Below are 20,997 nucleotides of genomic sequence, written 5' to 3' on the forward strand. Positions count from 1 at the left end.
AGCACTGCCGCTTCTTTCTAAGAAATACAAAGAGCCCGCACTATGCGGGCTCTTTTGCAAACAGAGCACTATGGATTATTTCAACGGATTGATCTGAATATAAATAACGGATAGGTACAAAACAATGATCATTGATTTCTCTCGCTTTAAAGATTGGACTCTTGCCGGCGATTTATTTGGCGGGGCAACCACCGCTATTGTCTCGCTCCCTTTGGCTCTAGCCTTCGGTGTTGCTTCAGGAGCTGGAGCAGAAGCAGGGCTTTGGGGGGCCATACTCGTAGGCCTATTTGCTGCGATATTTGGCGGATCAACCAGCCTAATCTCAGAACCAACTGGACCAATGACAGTCATCATGACAGCGGTACTAACCAGCATGATGGCCAGCAGCCCAGAAGGCGGTGTGGCTATGGCCTTTACCGTGGTGATGATCGCAGGCCTATTTCAAATTACACTAGGTTATCTCAAACTAGGCAAATACATCACACTAATGCCGTACAGCGTTATATCAGGCTTTATGTCTGGCATTGGTATTATATTGATTATCTTGCAAATCGCCCCTTTTCTAGGGCACTCATCTCCACCTGGTGGAGTGATGGGCACATTAAATGCCCTCCCCAATCTTATTGTTAACTTGAAATTCTCAGAATTATTTCTAGGACTACTAACACTGGCGGTGCTTTTTTATCTTCCAAAACACTGGCGCCGATACGTTCCCCCTCAACTGGTTGCATTGGTAACAATTACGCTTATTTCCATTCTATTATTTAACGACTCGGATGTGCGCCGCATAGGTGTTATTCCATCTGGCCTACCATCAATTCACTGGCCCACCTTTGAGCAGTCTGTATTTATAGAAATGATTATAAATGGATTAGTACTTGGTACTTTAGGTTGCATTGACACCTTACTTACAGCGGTTATTGCGGACAGCCTTACGCGTAAAGAGCATGATTCGAATCGAGAGCTTATCGGCCAAGGCACAGCCAATTTCTTCTCTGGGCTACTCGGCGGCCTTCCTGGCGCCGGTGCAACTATGGGAACTGTGGTTAATATACAGTCTGGTGGCAAATCACCACTTGCAGGCATTACCAGAGCCTTAATTCTACTATTGGTTGTACTTGGAGCATCCGAACTAATCAGCCCAATTCCAATGGCTGTGCTTGCTGGTATCGCTCTGTATGTAGGGATCAACATTCTCGACTGGAGTTTTTTGAAACGCGCTCACAAAATCGCCCTATCGCCAACTATCATTATGTATGGAGTTATGGCGTTAACTGTATTTGTTGATCTTATGGTTGCGGTAGGAATCGGTGTTTTTATTGCCAACATCATGACAATAGAAAAACTAAGTCGACTACAATCTGGAAACGTGAAAGCAATCAGTGATGCTGATGATGACATCCTGTTATCAGAAGCAGAGAAAGAACTGTTAGATCAAGCAGACGGAAAAGTATTACTTTTCTATCTATCCGGCCCAATGATTTTTGGCGCAAGTAAAGCCATTGCAAAACACCACAACCGGATCCATAACTATAAAGCCGTAGTACTAGATCTGAGCGCCGTTCCCATGATGGATCTAACCATAGGTCTTGCACTAGAAAACGCCATCAAAGACGCAATAGAAGCAGGCTGTGCCGTTTATATATTTAGCCCCAACGGACAAACCACTGAGCGACTTGAAAAGCTGGGCGTATTAAGCCGATTACCGCACAATGCATTCTGCGACTCTCGCAAATCCGCCTTAATTCAGGCCGTTGCCAGCCTAACAAACACATAACGTAGTCGCTCAACTAGATTTACATTAAACCAAAAGCAATAGACCAAAAAAAGCCGCTTATATAAGCGGCTTTTTTATTTACTTAGCTATTTAACAAAGCTACTCATTAAAGAGATAAGCGACGAACATCACTTAGCAATGAGTTCAAGAAGGTCATGAAACGACCAGCATCACCACCATTGACAGCTCTGTGATCATAAGACAGACACAATGGCAACATTGTACGAGGCTCAAACTCTTTACCATTCCAACGTGGCTCAATGTCTGCTTTAGAAACACCAAGGATACCCACTTCAGGACAGTTAACGATAGGAGTAAATCCTGTACCGCCAATTGCACCCAAACTAGAAATAGTAAAACAACCACCTTGCATATCAGCAGGTTTAAGCTGCTTATCAAGCGCCTTCTTAATCAACTCGCTCGCTTCTTTTGCGATTTGAATAACTGACTTTTTATCAGCATCACGCAAAACAGGAACAACCAAGCCAGCAGGAGAGTCAACAGCAATACCAATGTGTACATAATGCTTCTGAACGTAGCTTTCACCATCGGCCATTAGCGACACATTGAAGCTAGGATTTGCAACCATAGCTTGTGCAACCGCTTTAATCAGGAATGGAAGTGGCGTCAATTTAACACCTTGTTTCTCCATTTCGCCTTTCAAGCCTTTACGGAACTCTTCAAGATCAGAGATATCTGCCTTGTCGAACTGAGTAACTTGAGGCACAACAAGCGCGTTGCGAACCATGTTCTGAGCCGTCAGACGCTGAATCTTACTCATCTTAACAACTTCGACATCGCCGAACTTGCTAAAGTCTTGATCAGGCACAGTCGGTAGACCAGAACCTGTTGCAACACCCGCTGGAGCTGATGAAGCTTTTTGTACAGCCGCTTTCACGTAGGCATGTAAATCTTCTTTCGTAATACGACCACGAGGGCCTGTAGGACGAACAAGGGACAGATCAACACCTAACTCGCGAGCAAGCATACGCACTGCTGGGCCAGCGTGAACTTTCTTCGAAGGTTCAGACAAGACAGCAGATTGATCAGCTGCAGGAGCCGCTTTTGCAGTATTAGTTTTAGGCGCTTCAGCAGGCGCAGGGGCCGATTTTTCAGCAACTGCCGCAGGCGCCGCAGCTTCAGAACCACCCTCTACTTCAAGCTCAAGGACAAGATGTCCTTCAGAAACCTTGTCACCAACCTTAATAGAAACAGATTTCACTGTTCCTGATTTCGGCGCAGGGATTTCCATGGAAGCTTTATCAGTCTCAAGAACGATAATAGAATCGCCCTCTTTAACCTGATCACCAGCCGCTACAGCAACTTCGATCACCTCTACACCTTCCGCCCCACCAATATCAGGAACCTTAACAGCCTCAACACCAGATACTGGCGCAGCAGCCGCAGGCGCTGACGATTTTGGTGTTTCAGCTTTTTCTTCTGAAGCAGCAGGTGCAGATGATTCGGTTGTTAGCACAAGTATGTCAGCACCCTCAGAAACCGTATCACCTACTTTGATCGAAATTTTACCGATCTTGCCTGTAAACGGCGAAGGTATATCCATAGATGCTTTATCAGTTTCCAAAACGATCAAAGAGTCACCCTCTTCAACCATGTCACCTTCAGCAACACAGACTTCAATAACTTCTACGTCAGTCGCACCACCAATGTCAGGCACAGAAACTTTTTCTTCACTAGAAGAGGATGAAGCTGGAGCAGTCTTCTCGGCAGGTTTTGCTGGCGCAGAAGCTTCTACTGGCGTTTCAGGAGCAGATTTTTCTGCACCTTCAACCTCAATAACAAGAAGCTCATCACCTTCAGAAACTTTATCGCCTTCTTTCACAGAAATGCTTTTTACTTTACCAGCCATGGAAGATGGAACATCCATGGAAGCCTTATCTGTTTCTAAAACAATAATAGATTGGTCCACTTCAATAGTGTCACCAACCGCAATACTGATCTCGATAATTTCGACATCAGTCGCACCACCAATATCTGGTACTCGAATGATTTCAGTACTCACAGAAATCTCCTTTGTCTTATAGACGCATCAAACTTAAAAACTTATCTGACTTAGGTATAAATATACACTAAGCCAGATACCTAGCTTGTTAGGTAATTAGCAAGTTACAGGGTTTGGCTTCTCAGGATCTAAACCAAACTTAGCAATCGCCCCACTAACTACAGATGCATCAATCACACCGTCTTTTGCCAGTGCATTCAAGGCAGAAACCACTACCCAATAGCGGTTAACTTCAAAGAAGTGACGCAATTGAGCACGAGTATCACTGCGGCCAAAACCATCTGTACCAAGCACGTTGTATGTACCTTTTACGAATGGACGAATTTGATCTGCGAACAATTTAATATGATCAGTAGATGCAATAACAGGACCGTTTCCATTCAAGCAAGATTCAACATAAGATATGCGAGCTTCTGACTCAGGGTGAAGCATATTCCAACGACTTACATCAAGACCTTCACGACGCAATTCATTGAAAGACGTTACACTCCATATATCAGAGTTAACACCGAAATCATTAAATAGAATCTCTGCAGCGGCTTCAACTTCACGAAGAATAACGCCAGAACCAAGCAATTGAACTTGTTTCTTATTCGCTTTCTTAGCATGAGATTTAAGCTTATACATACCCTTAATAATGCCTTCTTCAACACCTTCAGGCATATCTTCGTGCGTGTAGTTTTCATTCATTACTGTTAGGTAATAGAAAACACTTTCTTTTTCTTTATACATACGACGCAAGCCATCTTGCATAATAACAGCAACTTCGTATGAATATGTTGGATCGTAAGACACACAGTTTGGAATTAGGCCAGCTTGAATATGGGAATGACCATCTTCATGCTGCAAACCTTCACCATTTAGCGTAGTACGACCTGCTGTAGCACCAATCAAGAAACCGCGTGCCTGCGAATCACCTGCCGCCCAAGCCAAGTCACCAATACGCTGGAAACCAAACATTGAGTAGTAGATATAAACAGGAATCATTGGAAGAGCGCTGTTTGCATAAGATGTAGCCAATGCCAACCATGCAGAGAATGCACCTGGCTCATTGATACCTTCTTGCAGAATTTGACCGTCAGCAGATTCTTTGTAATACATAATCTGAGTATGGTCATGAGGCGTATAACGCTGACCTTCAGATGAGTAAATACCTAGCTGACGGAACATGCCTTCCATACCAAAAGTACGAGCTTCATCAGCAACAATCGGTACAACACGTTTGCCAATTTCTTTATCTTTAACCATAACGTTTAGTGCACGCACAAACGCCATAGTAGTAGAAATTTCACGCCCATTTGTTCCCGCGATCTGAGACTTAAACGCTTCCAAAGAAGGAACTTCAAGCGCTTCACAATCATGGTTACGAATAGGGAAAGCACCATGCAACTCTTTACGACGAGAGCGCATATATTGCATTTCAGGACTGTCTTCAGCCGGCTTGTAATACGGCAAGTCTTTTAGCTCTTCATCGCTAATAGGGATACCGAATTTATCGCGGAACTGAGCAAGGGATTCTTCATCCAACTTCTTCGTTTGGTGCGCTGTGTTTTGCGCTTCAGCCGCTTTAAACATGCCGTAACCTTTAACGGTTTGCGCCAAGATAACGGTCGGCTGACCTTTATGAGAAGTTGCTTCAGAATACGCTGCGTAAACTTTGTAAGGATCATGGCCGCCACGATTAAGATTCATAATCTCATCGTCAGTCATGTCTTTAACCATTTCTAGCAATTCTGGATATTTGCCGAAGAAATGTTCACGAGTATAAGCACCACCATTTGCTTTGTAGTTCTGAAGTTCACCATCGCAAACTTCGTTCATACGCTTAACAAGCAAACCGTTGTGATCTTTCGCGAAAAGAGGATCCCAATGACGACCCCATAGACACTTAATGACATTCCAGCCAGCGCCACGGAATACACCTTCAAGTTCCTGAACAATTTTGCTGTTACCGCGTACAGGGCCATCAAGACGCTGTAGGTTACAGTTGATCACGAAAATAAGGTTGTCTAGATTTTCACGCCCAGCAAGAGCGATTGCACCTAAAGATTCTGGCTCATCACACTCTCCATCACCTAGGAACGCCCATACTTTACGGTCGCCTTGGTCGATAAGGCCACGACTATGCTGGTACTTCATAACATGTGCTTGGTAAATCGCCTGTAAAGGCCCTAATCCCATAGACACTGTTGGGAACTGCCAGTAATCCGGCATCAACCAAGGATGCGGGTAAGAAGAGATACCTTTGCCATCCACTTCGCGACGGAAGTTATCAAGCTGCTCGTCTGTCAGGCGTCCTTCAATATATGAACGCGCGTAAATACCAGGAGAAATATGACCTTGGAAAAAGACCATATCCGCTTGTTGTTTACCGTCATTACCACGGAAAAAGTGGTTAAAGCCGATATCATAAAGCGTTGCTGCAGAAGAGAAACTTGTAATGTGGCCGCCAAGTGTTGAATCAACACGGTTTGCCTTCATTACCATAGCCAATGCATTCCAACGAATTATAGAACGTATACGACGCTCCATAAATACATCACCCGGCAATGGCTTCTCATTTTCAGGAGCGATTGTGTTTCGGTATGCAGTCGTGATAGACGACGGTAAAGACGAACCAGCTTTTGAAGCTTCATTCGTCAAACGATTTAAAATGTATTGCGCGCGATCAGGACCTTCTTCGCGAAGGACAGACTCAAGCGCATCGACCCACTCTTTTGTTTCAATTGGATCGATGTCTTCGAGAATATGCTGCTCAGTCATCGTGTTAATAACTCCCGCTATTAGAACAGATACTAACCTACCAAGGACATTATGTGTGTTTAAGCCTTGGAGGCTACTTAAACGAACCGTCGGAACTTATATGAATAGCCACTAAGTTCCAGCCGACCTAGGATAAAACGACGCACTGTTTGTTACGTTTTAAAACGCGTCGTTTTTATCCGTTCCAATGGCAATTATTATTGTTTTAATTTTATTTCCATTGCATCGACCACTATAAATCTAGTCAGTTCGCTTCCAATTTGGGTTTGGTTCATCAAACCCAACATTAAATTTCCACATGCAAGTAGCCTTACTAAATACATGTAAAAAATCAAAGTCTTTTACTTAGAAAGTGCATAGATAAAGCGTTTCTAAGATTTTTGCACTCTAGATATTTTACTAAAACCTTACACTAAATAAGGCTTTTTTACATATCAGAAGCACCTAATTCGGGCGTTAGATTAACACCTAATCAAGAGATCGCCTAGCCACCCACATAAAGATTGAAGTCCTCAACGCACTTTTGAAGCTTTTAAATCCTCTAGAATTTATCTAGAAAAAGGCTAAAAGCCCATAATAAAAGGTTTAAAGCTTGTAACGACCACACCAAAATTCACCAGAGATATAAGATATATAAACCACATGAATTCTCCATCTAGCTTCAGCAGGCAAAGAATACACAGCACTCGCGCCAAAGTACCATTCAAAAAATGATTTTCTGTATCACATTATTAGGCCAACAAGACCCATTTACCTCCGATCGACACTCTTGTATAGACAGAAATTTGGCGACTTAACAAACACGAAAATTTCATTTAAAAAATCATCCTATGCAAAAAAGTTGTAGATCCATGCCTTTTTCTGTACAGAAAGACCATGCAAATCAATGAATATAAAAAATCAACACTGACGCATTAACAATATAAAGCTACAATGCTTATTTATTTACTTGGCATAATTAGGATAGTACATGACCCTTTTGAACGCTCTATTAACCGAGCACATTCAATCGCAAGTTACTTTTGCATTAGAAGAAGATATGGGCTTAGGAGATATAACAGCTCAGCTAATCCCTGATGATCAAGAAATCTCCGCCACTGTAATCAGCCGAGAGCTTGCTGTTTTATGCGGCCAAGCGTGGGTAAACGAAGTATTCTCTCAACTAGGTGATCGAGTCTCTCTCACTTGGCACAATAATGATGGTGACTTATTAGAACCCAATAAAGCATTTTTGACGATTAAAGGTCACGCAAGAACCATCCTAACGGGTGAACGCACTGCTTTAAATTTTCTACAAACACTGTCTTATACAGCCACAGTGACTCGTCAATACAGCGAAATTGTATCCAATACTCAACTAACCATCCTAGATACTCGAAAAACACTACCCGGAATGCGCCAAGCACAAAAATATGCAGTCACAGTTGGCGGTGGAAGGAATCACCGAATGGGTTTATATGACGCGTTTCTAATAAAAGAAAATCACATTATGGCTGCAGGCTCCATTGCCAATGCCGTCAGCATGGCACAGAAAATTGCACCAGGTAAAACCATTGAGGTAGAAACTGAAAATCTTGATGAAGTTGCCATGGCTGTTGCAGCTGGTGCAGACATCATTATGCTGGACAATTTCTCCTATGAAGATATGAGCAAAGCGGTTGCCGACTTCAAAGGCCAAGTGAAATTTGAAGCATCGGGAAACATGGACAAAGATCGTCTATTAAAAGTCGCTGCTACAGGCGTTGACTTTGTTTCCATTGGCGCATTAACAAAACACATCCAAGCAATAGATCTGTCTTTGCGCGTATCTCAGGAATAACTATGAAAGATAGTATTTTAGTCATCAACTGTGGAAGCTCTTCTTTGAAGTTTGCCATTCTTGCCAATGCCGGACAAGATACTTTAGTTGAAGGTATCGCTGACCGATTAGGTTCAGATGAAAGCAGCATAACCTTCAAGTTTGAAGGGCAAAAAAATGTCATTCAACTTGAGGATAGCAGCCACAAAAATGCTGTTGCGCAAATAAAAATCTGGCTTAAAAACCATACAATTATAGAAAAGTCATTAGCTGGCATCGGACACAGAGTTGTACATGGCGGAGAAACTTTTAGTAAGTCTGTTTTAATCAATCAAGACGTTATTAAAGGTATTAAAGAGTGCGCACAATTTGCTCCGTTACATAACCCTGCACATGCAAAAGGAATGGAAGTTGCCTTTGAGCTTTTTCCGGGCTTACCTCAAGTCGCAGTTTTTGATACAGCGTTCCATCAAACTTTGGCTCCAGAACAATATCTGTACCCCATTCCAATGCATTTCTATCGTGAACATCATTTCCGCAAGTACGGTTTTCATGGAACAAGCTATCGTTATATCAGCCAGCGCTTAGCAGAAATTGCGCAAGGGAGTGATCTTCAAGGTGTACTCGTCGCCCACCTAGGTAATGGCGCCAGCACTTGTGCAATTAACAAAGGCCAATCCTCTGATACCAGTATGGGGATCACGCCATTAGAAGGCCTAATGATGGGCACTCGATCTGGAAGTTTGGACCCAAGTTTACTTTCTTTTATTAGCCAAGCTGAAAACATATCGGCTGACGCCGCTCTTGATATTCTCAATAAAAAAAGCGGCCTGCTTGGTGTGTCAGAAATTTCAAACGACTGCCGTACACTAGAAGAAGCTATGGAATCTGGAGACCAAAGAGCGAAACTGGCTTTAGACATGTTTGCAGCGCGTACGGCCAAACACTTAGCAAGTGTGGCAACTACTTTAGAAAGTATTGATCACTTGGTCTTTACTGGCGGAATCGGTGAAAATTCTAGCTATTTACGTCAAGTCATTTGCAATCATTTAAAAGCGTTAAATATCTGTATAGACTCAGCATTGAATGAAAACGCCCCTCGTGGTGAAGCGCTAAATATTAGCTTAGAAAACAGCAACACGCATGTATGGATTATACCAACTAACGAAGAGCTAATGATTGCACTTGATACTATAAGTTTAATTCAGCAATGATCAAAACCATGCTAACCATAATGGACTAATTTAGGATTCATCAGATATGTCAATAAATGTACTCATGACCGTTCCTACAGGCCCAGGCGTCGGCTTAACATCAGTCTCTGTAGGTCTTGTCCGCGCGCTCGAGCAACAAGGCCTAAAAGCCAGTTTTTTCAAGCCAATCGCCCAACCTCAACCTGGAGATAAAGGTCCTGACAAATCAACAGCTATGGTTGCTCAGGGTTCAACACTGACCCCCGCTGAACCTATTCCACTTCATGAAGCGGAACGCTACTTGTATAACGACAATATTGACGAACTCATGGAAGAAATCGTTGGCCGCTTTCAAGCCAGCGTAGAACCTGACTCAACAGTAATTGTGGAAGGTCTTGCTCAAATTGCAGGACATCCCTATGCGACTCGATTAAATAAAGCCATTGCAAGAACTCTAGATGCTGGATTGGTTTTAGTCACTGCACCGAACAACATGCGAGTTAACGAACTTGAACATCATGTTGAAATTGCCGCTGGTTCTTATGGTGGCATTAAAGCCAACGATGTGATTGGCTGTATTTTGAACAAAACTACACCTGGATCTCTAGGCGTCAAATCATACGGCGATCTTTTTGCTCAAAGGGGAATTTTCAAACGTAACTTTAGTCTGCTAGGGCAAATACCAAAAGCAGACGAGCTAACCTATCCTCGCGTTAAAGATGTGGCGGACTTTCTTGGCGCTCGTATTATCAATGCAGGTGAGATCGAATCTCGCCGAGTACAATCTTATACACTTTGTGCTCGCGGTGTTGAAAATATGCTTGAAGCTTTGCGCCCCGGTGTGTTGGTTTTCACACCAGGTGATCGGACTGACATTATAATGGCAACAGCCATTGCAGCACTTAATGATATTAAAATCGCTGCATTAGTTGTGACTGGCGGCTACCAGCCAAGTGAAGCACTGATGGCGCTTTGTGGCAAAGCGATGGCGAAAGGATTACCAGTTCTCTCTGTTGAATCGAACAGCTGGGAAACGGTTATTAACATGCAATCATTCAACCAAGAAATTCCGCTTGACGATAAAGAGCGAGTCCTGATGGTGAAAGAGCATATTGCTCGTTGTATCGATCACGACTGGATCAACTCATTTGCCCTAAACCAAGAAGAAAGAAAACTTTCTCCTCCTGCTTTCCGATTCCGTTTGATTGAGCTCGCTCGTTCGTTGAACAAACGCATCATTCTTCCAGAAGGCGAAGAGATTCGCACCATTCAAGCGGCGTCTATCTGTGCTGAACGCGGTATTGCTCGCTGCACATTACTAGGTAACGAAACCGAGATCCTTCGAATTGCTCAAAACAATGGTATTGAGCTAAGCCATGGCGTTGAAATACTTGACCCAAGCAGCATTCGTGAACGTTACGTAGCGCCAATGGTTGAATTAAGAAAGAGCCGCGGACTAACTGATATCGTTGCTCGTGAGCAACTTGAAGACAACGTAGTATTAGGCACCATGATGCTGCAAGTTGGCGATGTGGATGGTTTGGTTTCTGGTGCTGTACACACTACGGCAAACACCATCCGCCCTGCTCTGCAATTAATAAAGACATCACCTAACTCAAATCTTGTCTCATCAATTTTCTTTATGTGCTTGCCGGATCAAGTATTAGTCTATGGTGATTGCGCTATCAACCCAGATCCAACGGCTGAGCAACTTGCAGAAATTGCCATTCAAAGTGCTGATTCTGCTGCTGCTTTTGGCATCACACCCAAAGTCGCCATGATTAGTTACAGTACTGGCGGTTCTGGTACAGGTAATGATGTCGACAAAGTCCGAGAAGCTACTGCGATTGCACAAAAACTTCGTCCTGATTTATTAATAGACGGCCCTCTGCAATACGACGCAGCCATTATGGAAAAGGTTGCAAAACAAAAAGCACCAAACAGCAAGGTAGCTGGTAAAGCGACTGTATTTATTTTCCCTGATTTAAATACCGGCAACACGACTTACAAAGCCGTTCAACGCAGTGCCGACGTCGTCAGCATCGGGCCTATGCTGCAAGGTATTCGCAAACCGGTTAATGACTTGTCACGTGGTGCATTAGTCGACGATATTGTCTACACCATTGCCATCACAGCCATTCAGGCGGGCAAGCTTAAAGGCGAATAACCCACCCCTTATAAACTCGTCTTTGCTTTCTAATAAGTAAAGACGAGTTGATTTATCCACAGTATAAAATTTTCTAACTAGATTAGGCTAAAAAGTAGACATATTTCATATTGCCAATTAGTATTTATGAATAAACATTACGTGGGTAATCAACATGTCTGGTAGCCTCCCTCATTCTATAGCGCTTTCAAATCATACTTTTACAAGTACGACCACACCTGGCTACACAACGTTTGACTTACGCTCTGATGAAGACACGAACATGGCCGCTCTTAATGCTCGAAATGCAAAGGCGTCGAGTGATCTTGTTGTTACTATTTCAGAACAAGGCCAAGCGCTGTCCCAGCGAAATAGAACAAAGTCAGAAGAAATCGAAGCTAAAAAAAATACAGATATACTACAGGAACAAGAGGAAGAGTTCGTCGAGGACAGTCTTGAACCTACTATTCACCCACCAACTAAGGAGAGCAAAACCAATAGCTACCATGAAAAAACACCAACGGGAGACTTTCTCGATCAAATTATTTAATCTATAAAAACTCAATGAATTGAGTTTTTTGGCAGGATGCCAATTATTAAGAAATCTTCAAGGAGTGAAGAATGTTATTTTCTCGTCTAACCATACGTGGTTTTACGCTATTAGAGTTAATGGTTGTTATTGCCATTATTTCTATAATAGCTAGTCTTTCAGCCCCCACATTTACTCGTCAAATTGCTAAAGCAAAACTGATAGAAGCACAAAATCTCGCCACTCAACACCAATCATTGGTTGAGGAGTTTATTCTTCTACATGGATCCTTCCCAACTGAAACAGAATTCAATCTTATCAAACAAACCCTAGCAGACGATTCAATTGCTAAATCTATTTCTGTCGAGAGCCAAAACAGAAACATGGGCAATATCCTAATCACTCTAAATGACAGTACAGGCATTACGGAAAACCAATATTTAAGATACTCACGTGATGCCAATAAAAATTGGCAGTGCAGCTCAGATTTAGATAACAATATTCTCCCGTTGCAATGTGAGAGCGTGACAGGAGCAGAAGAATGACTTTAGAAGAGATCATCTCAAATGCCGTCAGCAATCATGCAACCGATATTCATATAGAGCATACCAATCTTGGTATTCAAATCTATCAACGTAGTTACGGATTATTAAGTAAAGTCGCTGAATTACCGCAAGGAACTAGCTTAATCAACCGCATTAAAATGCGGGCTAATTTAGACTTATCAGAGACCAGGAGAACACAAGAAGGCCAATTTCTCTTTGAAGAAAGGAATAGAAGCACCTTCATTCGAGTTAGTATTATCACCACAGTCAAAGGCGAAAAAGTTGCTTTGCGTCTACTACCCGAAAAGAATCGCTTAGCATTAAACGAAATTGGTATACAACCACCTTTACTTGCAACACTAAGCGCGACACTTAACAAACCTAGTGGGTTGATTTTGGTTTGCGGTGCAACTGGTGCTGGAAAAAGCACCACGCTTTATTCATGCCTTGATGTATTAAACACGGGCAAAAAAACCATTTTTACTATCGAAGACCCTGTTGAATATGAGATATCAGGCTTATTTCAATGTGAACCAAATTCAGCCATTGGATTAGATTCTGCTGCGCTTTTAAAGTCCTTTTTAAGGCAAGACCCTGATGTCATTATGGTAGGTGAAGTCCGAGATGCTGTTACCGCAAATCTTGCAGTTAATGCCGCTCTGACTGGGCATCTTGTACTGGCAACATTGCATACCAATTCTGCGCTCGACGCCATGCATCGCTGCCATGGCTGGCAAGTAGACTTTTTCTCTCTGGTAAGCTCATTAAAGCTCATCATTCACCAAGCCATGCTTTATAAAGCCTCTTCGCAACAACCCGCTTTTAATGGCTTACGACCATTGTGGAACAAAGAACTGCCTAGCAACTATGACACACTTATTTCGTCCCCAGCTCTATGGGAAGCCTTTCCGTTTCAGGACAAGGAGGTTCAATATGCCGTGGTATAAAATCAAGCATCACAATGGCGAGGTCGATTACCGATACGAATTGTCTGAAAGAAAAGTTATCTTTGATTTCATCAACCGCGGATACTGGCAAATATCAATATCTAAGTGGAAGCCCAGAAAGCTCGATTACAGATCACTGCAAACTTTTTATAAAGAAATTCAAAGCGCGCTACAATCTGGACTACAACTAAACCAAGGGCTTTCTCATTTCGCACTATCTTCCGCCCATCCGACAATCGCAACCACTAGCAAGGCGATACTAAGCGAATTAGAAAATGGCACCGCATTTAACAAAGCATTAGGCAGGCTAACAAACACAACGGCTAAGCCATACTGTAAACTTATTAATTCACAAGGTTCGAGAGAAGATTGCGAAAAAAGCCTCAGCATTTCCATCATCCAGCTCAGCTCTTTATTAGATTGGTCTCAGCGCTTACTGAAAGCAATCATCTATCCCTTTAGTGTTATTCAAATTGCCTTAATCATTCTTATTGTGAATCGCGCCTTACAGCAAAAAGCAGAAGAAAGTTATTTTTTTGACTTGATCAATGACTTAAGCCTTTATTTCGTCTGTAGCGCCATTCAACTCATCATAGTAAGAAGCCTGCATCAAGGTCAGGCTTGTTACTGGCTGGAAAAATACAGTGAAAATTTTCGATTAACCAAACTTTTTTCCCTACTAAGTACAACAAGGAAAACAGGTATTACCTTGCAACATGCCCTGAGGAGCATGCCCGAATACTTCCAATACACACCTATCAAAGAAGAAATTTACCAAGTCTATTACACACTTCGTCTTGGTAAAAACTACGCCGCAAGCTTTCCTGCCTCTTGGTTTCCACATGAATCGGCCATTGCGCTTCACTCGGCAGAACAAGATGGCGATATAGAGAGAGCGCTAACACTTGCGGCAAAGGAGCATGAGAAACGTTGGCAAAAAAATATAACACTACTTGAAAAACTTATTCCCGCGGTGTGTCTTTTGGTTGCTGGAGGTTTTGTCGCTTCAGCACTGGTCGCTTTATACGCTCCACTTATTGAGATGTCATAAATGAATATGATAACAATAAACTGGATTTTATATGCATTGGCCGTCTTGAGCGTTGGCAGTTATGCAGCAGCATTCACCGCTCGCTGGCCGATAAAAAATATCTACTTATGGAACAAAGAAGCACATGACTTCCTTTCGTTACCCTTCGACAAGCGACCACCAGACAACATAAGAAAAAATCGCTCTCACTGTTTCCAATGCAATCATCCACTAACATGGCAAGATCTTATTCCTCTGGTCAGCTATTTAGTACTCAAAGGAAAATGCCGATATTGCCAAGCCAAAATATCATATCGCTACCCAGCTATAGAGCTACTTCATATTGTCTGCTGCTTACCCTTGTTTTGGATGTTTACTGACATTTATCAACTTGTGCTACACACCCTTTTAGTTAGTACTTTAATAACAGCTGCTGCAATTGATTTCGAACATCAATTAATACCAGACGAGTGTAGTACAATAGCATTAGCTTGTGCCCTGTTGCTTAATCTGTCTACCAACACACTAGAGAGTAGTGTTTTAGGTATGATAATCGGCTATGGGTTTGTTTATACACTGCGGTGGTTTTATTTAAGATTCAGAGGCCAAGAAGGTATTGGTATGGGTGACGCTAAAATCATCGCTGCACTTGGGGCATGGCTAGGACTTTCAAACTTAGCCCCCTTGTTACTTTGTGCAAGTTTAAGTGGAATCCTATACACTGTAATAGTTAATGGAAATGAGTCTAAATACATGGCGTTTGGCCCATTTTTAATATTTTCAGCCATGCTGGTGTTTATATTTAATCTATGACAACCCACACTTCTCCTATAATCGGTCTTGCTGGTGGCATTGGCTCTGGCAAAAGTACAATAACGAAATATTTCAACGATATAGGCATTCAGAGTGTTGACGCCGATGATGTCGCTAGGCTTGTTGTTCTGCCAGGCTCAGTCTGCTTAAACCAGATCCAGCAGCGTTATGGTGAGAAGATATTATTAAGCGACGGTACACTGAACCGCAGCGCTCTTCGTACCATCATTTTCAATCAACCAGAAGAAAGAACTTGGCTAGAAGAACTAACACACCCTGCGATTCGTAAAGAGATTACTAAGCAGTTAAATTCAGTAACATCGCCATACGCCCTACTTGTTCACCCTCTATTGTTCGAAACAAAACAAAACGCGATATGCCAATTAATAGTGGCCATTGATGTTCCTAAAGATATCCAGCTTCAACGAGTCATGAGCAGAGATCGAATAAGCCAAGAAAGCGCAGAAAAAATCATGGCGACACAGTTAAGCAACAGCGAGCGAATAGAGAGAGCCGATCTCGTCTTGGAAAACTCTGGTAATATTGCTGAAATGAATGCTAAAGTCTTCAAATTGCACAAAAAAATTTTAGCATCACTATACACATAGCGTCATAATAATTTTAGAGTCACAATCATGTTAAATAGTAATACTGCAACCTTAGTTGCCTGCCCTACCTGCCAAAAGAAATCGCCTTGGTCTAAAGAAAATCCTGACAGGCCTTTTTGCAGTCCAAGATGCAAGCTAATTGACTTGGGAGCATGGGCAAGCGAATCTTACGCTATTCCACAGCAAACCTCTGAAGAGGATGAGATTTTTTCTGAAGATCTTGTAATCGACCCTAATAAATCCTTTTTATAATTGCTAAGCACGGAATGTAATTATTTATGGCACAACAAGACTTTTCAAAGAAAAAAGCGCTTCTTATAGAGGATATGGCCGAAGCTAGAATCATGCAGCGAAAAATGCTGACTGATTTTGGCTTCACATCCATAGATATTGCTATGAAAGCTGAAACTGCCATTGAACTTCTAAGAAGCAAATCCTTTGATGTTATTTTGTCTGATTACAACCTTGGCAATGGTAAAGATGGCCAGCAACTGTTAGAAGAAGTAAGACATTCTAAACTCATCCCAAATACCGCCACTTACTTAATGGTAACAGCAGAAACATCCATTGAAATGGTTATGGGGGCGATTGAATATCAACCTGACGGTTACATTACCAAACCTTTTTCTCAAGCTGTTTTACAAAGACGCCTCAGCAAGCTATTAGAAACAAAAGAAAGGCTATATAAGGTAAACGTCGCGCTTGATGCAAATAACTTTGAAGAAGCCATCGCGGCAGCCAAACTAGTAATGAAAAAATATCCATCCCTAATAGGCAAGTGCGAGCGAATAATTGGTGAAAGCCTATTGGAGATAAAAGAATACAAAAAAGCATTGTCCCTATTCAATAAAACGCTTAAGAGTAGAAAAATGCCTTGGGCTTTATTTGGTAAAGCGAAGTCTTATTTCTTAATGGGTGAATTAGAAAAAGCCGAACAAAACTTTCGACAATTGATGCTTGATAATCGTTTTTTTGTCAGCGCCTATGATTGGCTTGCTAAAATCCAAGTTGTTCAAGGAAAACCCGAAGAAGCGCAAGCAACACTAATAGAAGCCATAGGTCGCTCACCTAAAAACATTTTACGACAAATGGAATTAGGCAACATAAGCTTGTCACTCAGTGACAGCATGACCGCAGAAATGTCATTCCGCAGAGCTGTATTTTTAGCAAAATATTCCTGCTACAACACAGCAGATGTATATTTAAAACACTTGGAATCTCTTGCTAGAATATCGGACAACGGTCCTTTATTACCGCGACAAAAAGATAATTTTGACAGTACCCTTAAAAAAGTACACGAATCTTTCTTTGATGACCCAGATAACAAAGCAAAAGCTTATAGCTACGAGATAGATATTTACATAGCAGATAATGATAAATCAACAGCCAAGCAAATTTTTGAGGCTTGGATTAGTGAAGTAAAGTCTGGCAGCGCAACAGCCCCAAGCAAACAACAAAGCTCCGCCTACGCAAAATCTTTTGGAAGCTAAAGATGAAAAAAATCGATATTAGCACTATCTTGGCCAGTGCGATCCATGAAAGCAAAAACCAGGTAGGGACTTTACTGTACCAATTGCAAAGTCTTAAAGATGCGATGGGAAGTAAAGACTCGAATCAAAAAAAAATCATTTTGATTGAAGAGTCCCTCAAAAAACTCAATGATGAATGGGTTGAATACCTATATTTGTACAGACTCGCATCCGATGGCTATGATTTGCATGTAGATACTTTTTTACTTGATGAATTTTTAGACGATCAGGTGTTTGCTCTACAACCATCCGCCATTGCAAAGAGTTTAGAGCTAGAATACAGCTGCGACTCAAATCTGACAGGCATCTTTGACGAACGACTAATGACCGCCGTAGTTAGCACGGCTGTTTACAATGCTCTGCGGTTTGCAAAATCTAAAATTTTGATCAGCGCAAAAAAAGAAAATGCTTTTATCATCATAACGATCGAAGACGATGGTGAAGGCTTTAAACAGGCTAATGATGATGATCTTCCGGAGGAGTTTCTTGAAGGCAATACAGGTTTAGGTTTGTATTTTGCCGAATTATCAGCTACCGCCCATGTTGTAAATGACGTACGAGGCTTCATCAAAAAAGAATCGTCTCAAAACTTAGGTGGTGCTAGCTTAACGGTGTATTTACCCCAACCAACAGATGAAGAGTTTTAACACCCTACTCACACAATCATGTGTTAAGTGTTTTTAAATACTCCGTTAATAAAATTCCTGCTTTTTCTATGTGCTGTCTCAAAAAAATGAGCGCAGCCTTTTTGTCTTTTGACTCAATCAATGACAACAGCTCTTCATGCTGATCCTGACTTCTTACCTTATATCCCAATGGCCCATACTGGAAACCAAGATAACGCACCGCTTGCTTGTTAAGCCCTTCAACCACCCGTTGCAATGTTGGCCGTTCAGCCGCTCGATATAGGGCATGATGAAATCGCCAATTAAGCTCGCCACGATTCACCAAGGATAAACTTTCTTTATCTAGCTCTGATAAAAAACATCTTGCTTCAAATAAGTCTTCTTCATGAATATGGTCAAACGCCATGTCAAATAACAAACACTCTAATTCAGCACGCATCAAACAAAGATCTTCTGCTTCCTTCCAATTTAAATCAGGGATCATCACCCCCGCTTTCCCGTTTGGAACAAGCCAACCTTCAGCCTTAAGAGATAACAATGCATCTCTAATAGGAATTCTACTTACGCCATATCGGGTCGAGAGATTTGTTTGCCGTAAAGGAACCCCTCTAGGTAGCTGGTTTTTTAAGATATCTTCTTTGATACTTTGGCTAATATCCATACAAAAAACCTTTTTTATTTAAGCTTAGTATTGGATATTAAAAGACATATCACACCAAATAAAATACCCCAAAATGCTGATGCTATACCAGCAAACGACACACCGGAGACGGTCACTAAAAAAGTGACTAGCGCGGCTTCTCGATTTGAATCATCTGCCATCGCATTTTTTAGATTCATTCCTATGGTTCCCAACAACGCAATGCCCGCTAGCGCAGCAATCATAGTGGCTGGAAAAATCGAAAACAGAGCAACAACAGAGGCACCAGCTAAACCAGCAAGCCAATAAAACACACCAGCTGAAAGTCCTGCAATGTAGCGACGTTTAGGATCTTTATGACATTCATCACCTGAACAAATCGCCGCAGTAATTGCCGCCAAATTAAAGGCAAAACCACCTAAAGGCGCTAAAACAATGGATGTTAAGCCAGTCCAGCTAATAAGAGGTGAAACCGGTGTTTGGTAACCACTACTGCGCATCACAGCAACACCAGGGATATTCTGGGACGTCATAGTGACAATATATAAAGGAATGCCAATACCAATTAATGCACTAATATTCCACTCAGGCCATACCCATACAAGAGAGCCAAGAGCAAAAGGAATACTAGACATAAACTGTTCATCAGATCTTGCAAGCACAAACGCGACACCTGCAACCAAAACAAAAAGTACGGCGTAACGAGGAACAAGTCGCTTACTCACCAAATAAGTAATCAGCATAACCCCAACTAAGAATACGTCACTCATCATAGAATCAAAAATAGACAAGCCAAACTTGAAGAGCACACCCGCTAACATGGCACAAGCTAGCGGCAAAGGAACCAAACGCATGACTTTATCAAATAAGCCGGAAACACCAGTGAGCAGAGTTAACACACCTGCAAAAACGAATACACCAATTGCTTCAGAATAGCTTATCGTCCCTAAGCTCGTCGCTAATAAGGCCGCACCGGGTGTCGACCAAGCCGTAATCACAGGAGAACGATACCATAAAGAAAGGAAAAAACAGGTAGCCCCCATCCCAAAACCTAACGCCATAATCCAAGATACTATGGTATTAGAATCTGCGCCAGCCGCCTGAGCCGCCTGAAAGACAATAGCAACAGAACTTGCAAAACCTATAAGCACTGCCACAAAACCCGCGACAATCGCACTCAAGCTAAGATCATTTAATATTCTGAACACAACACAGTCACTCTTGTCAGCTTTAAAGAGCGCTACTATATTTCAAAAAATGATAATTTTGTATACATTTTTTATCGCGTTAACATATATCCCACTAACCCCAAAGCAAATCCCATCACTGCCCCCATTGGGGGGGCCCAATGTTTTTCCAAAGCGACTTGAGGCGCAATATCTTGAAACACAGCATACAAAATACCGCCAGAGGCAAACAACATAATTCCAGACACAACGACTGGCCACGCAGCAAGCCAAATATGCGCAACGACACCCGCTATTGGCCCACATAATGCCAACAACACAAACCAAAAAATAATAGTAGATGAACGATAAGTTGATGAGGCCTTTAACTCTCGAAAAGCATTAAATCCTTCTGGAAGGTTTTGCATGGCAATAAGGGCAGCAAGCAACAGACCATTAATTGTTCCCAAAGCAAACGCAGCCCCCAAAGCCAAGGATTCTGGAATAAAATCAGCGAGCATGGCAACCAATTGACTCATAGAAGTTTGGCCTTTAGACAATTGAATATCCAACCACATAAAAGCCACACCACCAGATAAAAACAATAAAGCAGCATTCAGAGGCGCAAAATTTCGAACACCTTCTGGTACCAAAACCAAAGCAATAGCAGACAATAAAGCGCCGCCACCAAACGCCGTAATACCATGCATTAACTCGGTTTCTAACCATGCTGGTTTGATGCGTTCAAAATTTGCAATCAGCGCGCCAAGTGGCATAGCTAAGCCAGCAAATAAGGTGAGAAAAACAATGCTATACAAGGGGGTCATTTAATCAATACTCCATAAGGTGTACCATCATTATCCG

18 protein-coding genes are annotated in these 20,997 nt (G+C 42.1%); 13 read left to right on the forward strand and 5 right to left on the reverse strand.

Annotated features, from left to right (window positions below; all coding sequences use genetic code 11):
- The first annotated feature begins 124 nt into the window (after window positions 1–124).
- Complete coding sequence (locus CYL31_RS11045; RefSeq protein WP_212915308.1) at window positions 125–1,777, forward strand: SulP family inorganic anion transporter; 1,653 nt, start codon at window positions 125–127, stop codon at window positions 1,775–1,777.
- 106 nt (window positions 1,778–1,883) lie between these two features.
- On the opposite strand, the gene aceF is transcribed toward CYL31_RS11045, so the two are convergent.
- Complete coding sequence (aceF, locus tag CYL31_RS11050; protein ID WP_212915309.1) at window positions 1,884–3,800, reverse strand: dihydrolipoyllysine-residue acetyltransferase; 1,917 nt, start codon at window positions 3,798–3,800, stop codon at window positions 1,884–1,886.
- A 96-nt stretch (window positions 3,801–3,896) separates the two neighbouring features.
- Window positions 3,897–6,563 (reverse strand): pyruvate dehydrogenase (acetyl-transferring), homodimeric type, encoded by a 2,667-nt coding sequence (gene aceE, locus CYL31_RS11055; RefSeq protein ID WP_212915310.1) that lies wholly within the window; start codon window positions 6,561–6,563, stop codon window positions 3,897–3,899.
- A gap of 970 nt (window positions 6,564–7,533) precedes the next feature.
- Between aceE and nadC the strand changes: the two genes are divergently transcribed.
- The 12 genes from nadC (at window position 7,534) to CYL31_RS11115 (ending at window position 18,348) form a co-directional block, all read left to right on the forward strand.
- On the forward strand, window positions 7,534–8,382 hold the full coding sequence (nadC, locus tag CYL31_RS11060; RefSeq protein WP_212915311.1) for a carboxylating nicotinate-nucleotide diphosphorylase: 849 nt from the start codon (window positions 7,534–7,536) through the stop codon (window positions 8,380–8,382).
- A 2-nt stretch (window positions 8,383–8,384) separates the two neighbouring features.
- A complete protein-coding gene (locus CYL31_RS11065; protein ID WP_212915312.1) occupies window positions 8,385–9,575 on the forward strand; it encodes an acetate/propionate family kinase in 1,191 nt (396 codons plus the stop codon).
- Window positions 9,576–9,621: 46 nt separating this feature from the next.
- Window positions 9,622–11,721: a phosphate acetyltransferase gene (gene pta, locus CYL31_RS11070; RefSeq protein WP_212915313.1), complete on the forward strand. Its 2,100-nt coding sequence runs from the start codon at window positions 9,622–9,624 to the stop codon at window positions 11,719–11,721.
- A gap of 154 nt (window positions 11,722–11,875) precedes the next feature.
- Complete coding sequence (locus CYL31_RS11075; RefSeq protein ID WP_212915314.1) at window positions 11,876–12,250, forward strand: hypothetical protein; 375 nt, start codon at window positions 11,876–11,878, stop codon at window positions 12,248–12,250.
- A 71-nt stretch (window positions 12,251–12,321) separates the two neighbouring features.
- Window positions 12,322–12,774 carry a pilin gene (locus CYL31_RS11080; RefSeq protein ID WP_212915315.1) on the forward strand — a complete coding sequence of 151 codons (453 nt, stop codon included), beginning with the start codon at window positions 12,322–12,324 and terminating at the stop codon, window positions 12,772–12,774.
- On the forward strand, window positions 12,771–13,721 hold the full coding sequence (locus tag CYL31_RS11085; protein ID WP_212915316.1) for a GspE/PulE family protein: 951 nt from the start codon (window positions 12,771–12,773) through the stop codon (window positions 13,719–13,721). The genes CYL31_RS11080 and CYL31_RS11085 overlap by 4 nt, the downstream gene beginning before the upstream one ends.
- Window positions 13,708–14,772: a type II secretion system F family protein gene (locus CYL31_RS11090; RefSeq protein WP_212915317.1), complete on the forward strand. Its 1,065-nt coding sequence runs from the start codon at window positions 13,708–13,710 to the stop codon at window positions 14,770–14,772. The genes CYL31_RS11085 and CYL31_RS11090 overlap by 14 nt, the downstream gene beginning before the upstream one ends.
- Window positions 14,773–15,564, forward strand: a complete 792-nt coding sequence (locus CYL31_RS11095; RefSeq protein WP_212915318.1) for a prepilin peptidase — start codon at window positions 14,773–14,775, stop codon at window positions 15,562–15,564.
- On the forward strand, window positions 15,561–16,172 hold the full coding sequence (coaE, locus tag CYL31_RS11100) for a dephospho-CoA kinase (RefSeq protein ID WP_212915319.1): 612 nt from the start codon (window positions 15,561–15,563) through the stop codon (window positions 16,170–16,172). The genes CYL31_RS11095 and coaE overlap by 4 nt, the downstream gene beginning before the upstream one ends.
- 27 nt (window positions 16,173–16,199) lie before the next feature.
- Window positions 16,200–16,424, forward strand: coding sequence for a DNA gyrase inhibitor YacG (gene yacG / locus CYL31_RS11105; protein ID WP_212915320.1), 225 nt, complete (start codon window positions 16,200–16,202; stop codon window positions 16,422–16,424).
- 26 nt (window positions 16,425–16,450) lie between these two features.
- The gene (locus CYL31_RS11110; RefSeq protein WP_212915321.1) at window positions 16,451–17,662 is read left to right on the forward strand and encodes a tetratricopeptide repeat-containing response regulator; all 1,212 of its coding nucleotides are present in this window, start codon (window positions 16,451–16,453) and stop codon (window positions 17,660–17,662) included.
- Between the two features lie 2 nt (window positions 17,663–17,664).
- Window positions 17,665–18,348, forward strand: coding sequence for a sensor histidine kinase (locus CYL31_RS11115; RefSeq protein ID WP_212915322.1), 684 nt, complete (start codon window positions 17,665–17,667; stop codon window positions 18,346–18,348).
- Window positions 18,349–18,364: 16 nt separating this feature from the next.
- On the opposite strand, the gene CYL31_RS11120 is transcribed toward CYL31_RS11115, so the two are convergent.
- From CYL31_RS11120 to CYL31_RS11130, 3 genes are all read right to left on the reverse strand, one after another.
- Window positions 18,365–18,988, reverse strand: coding sequence for a GntR family transcriptional regulator (locus tag CYL31_RS11120; RefSeq protein ID WP_212915323.1), 624 nt, complete (start codon window positions 18,986–18,988; stop codon window positions 18,365–18,367).
- Window positions 18,989–19,002: 14 nt separating this feature from the next.
- Window positions 19,003–20,175: a benzoate/H(+) symporter BenE family transporter gene (locus tag CYL31_RS11125; RefSeq protein WP_212915324.1), complete on the reverse strand. Its 1,173-nt coding sequence runs from the start codon at window positions 20,173–20,175 to the stop codon at window positions 19,003–19,005.
- A gap of 71 nt (window positions 20,176–20,246) precedes the next feature.
- A complete protein-coding gene (locus CYL31_RS11130; protein WP_212915325.1) occupies window positions 20,247–20,960 on the reverse strand; it encodes a ZIP family metal transporter in 714 nt (237 codons plus the stop codon).
- Window positions 20,961–20,997 lie beyond the last annotated feature (37 nt).

This window comes from Marinomonas sp. A3A (assembly GCF_018336955.1).
GTDB lineage: Bacteria > Pseudomonadota > Gammaproteobacteria > Pseudomonadales > Marinomonadaceae > Marinomonas > Marinomonas lutimaris.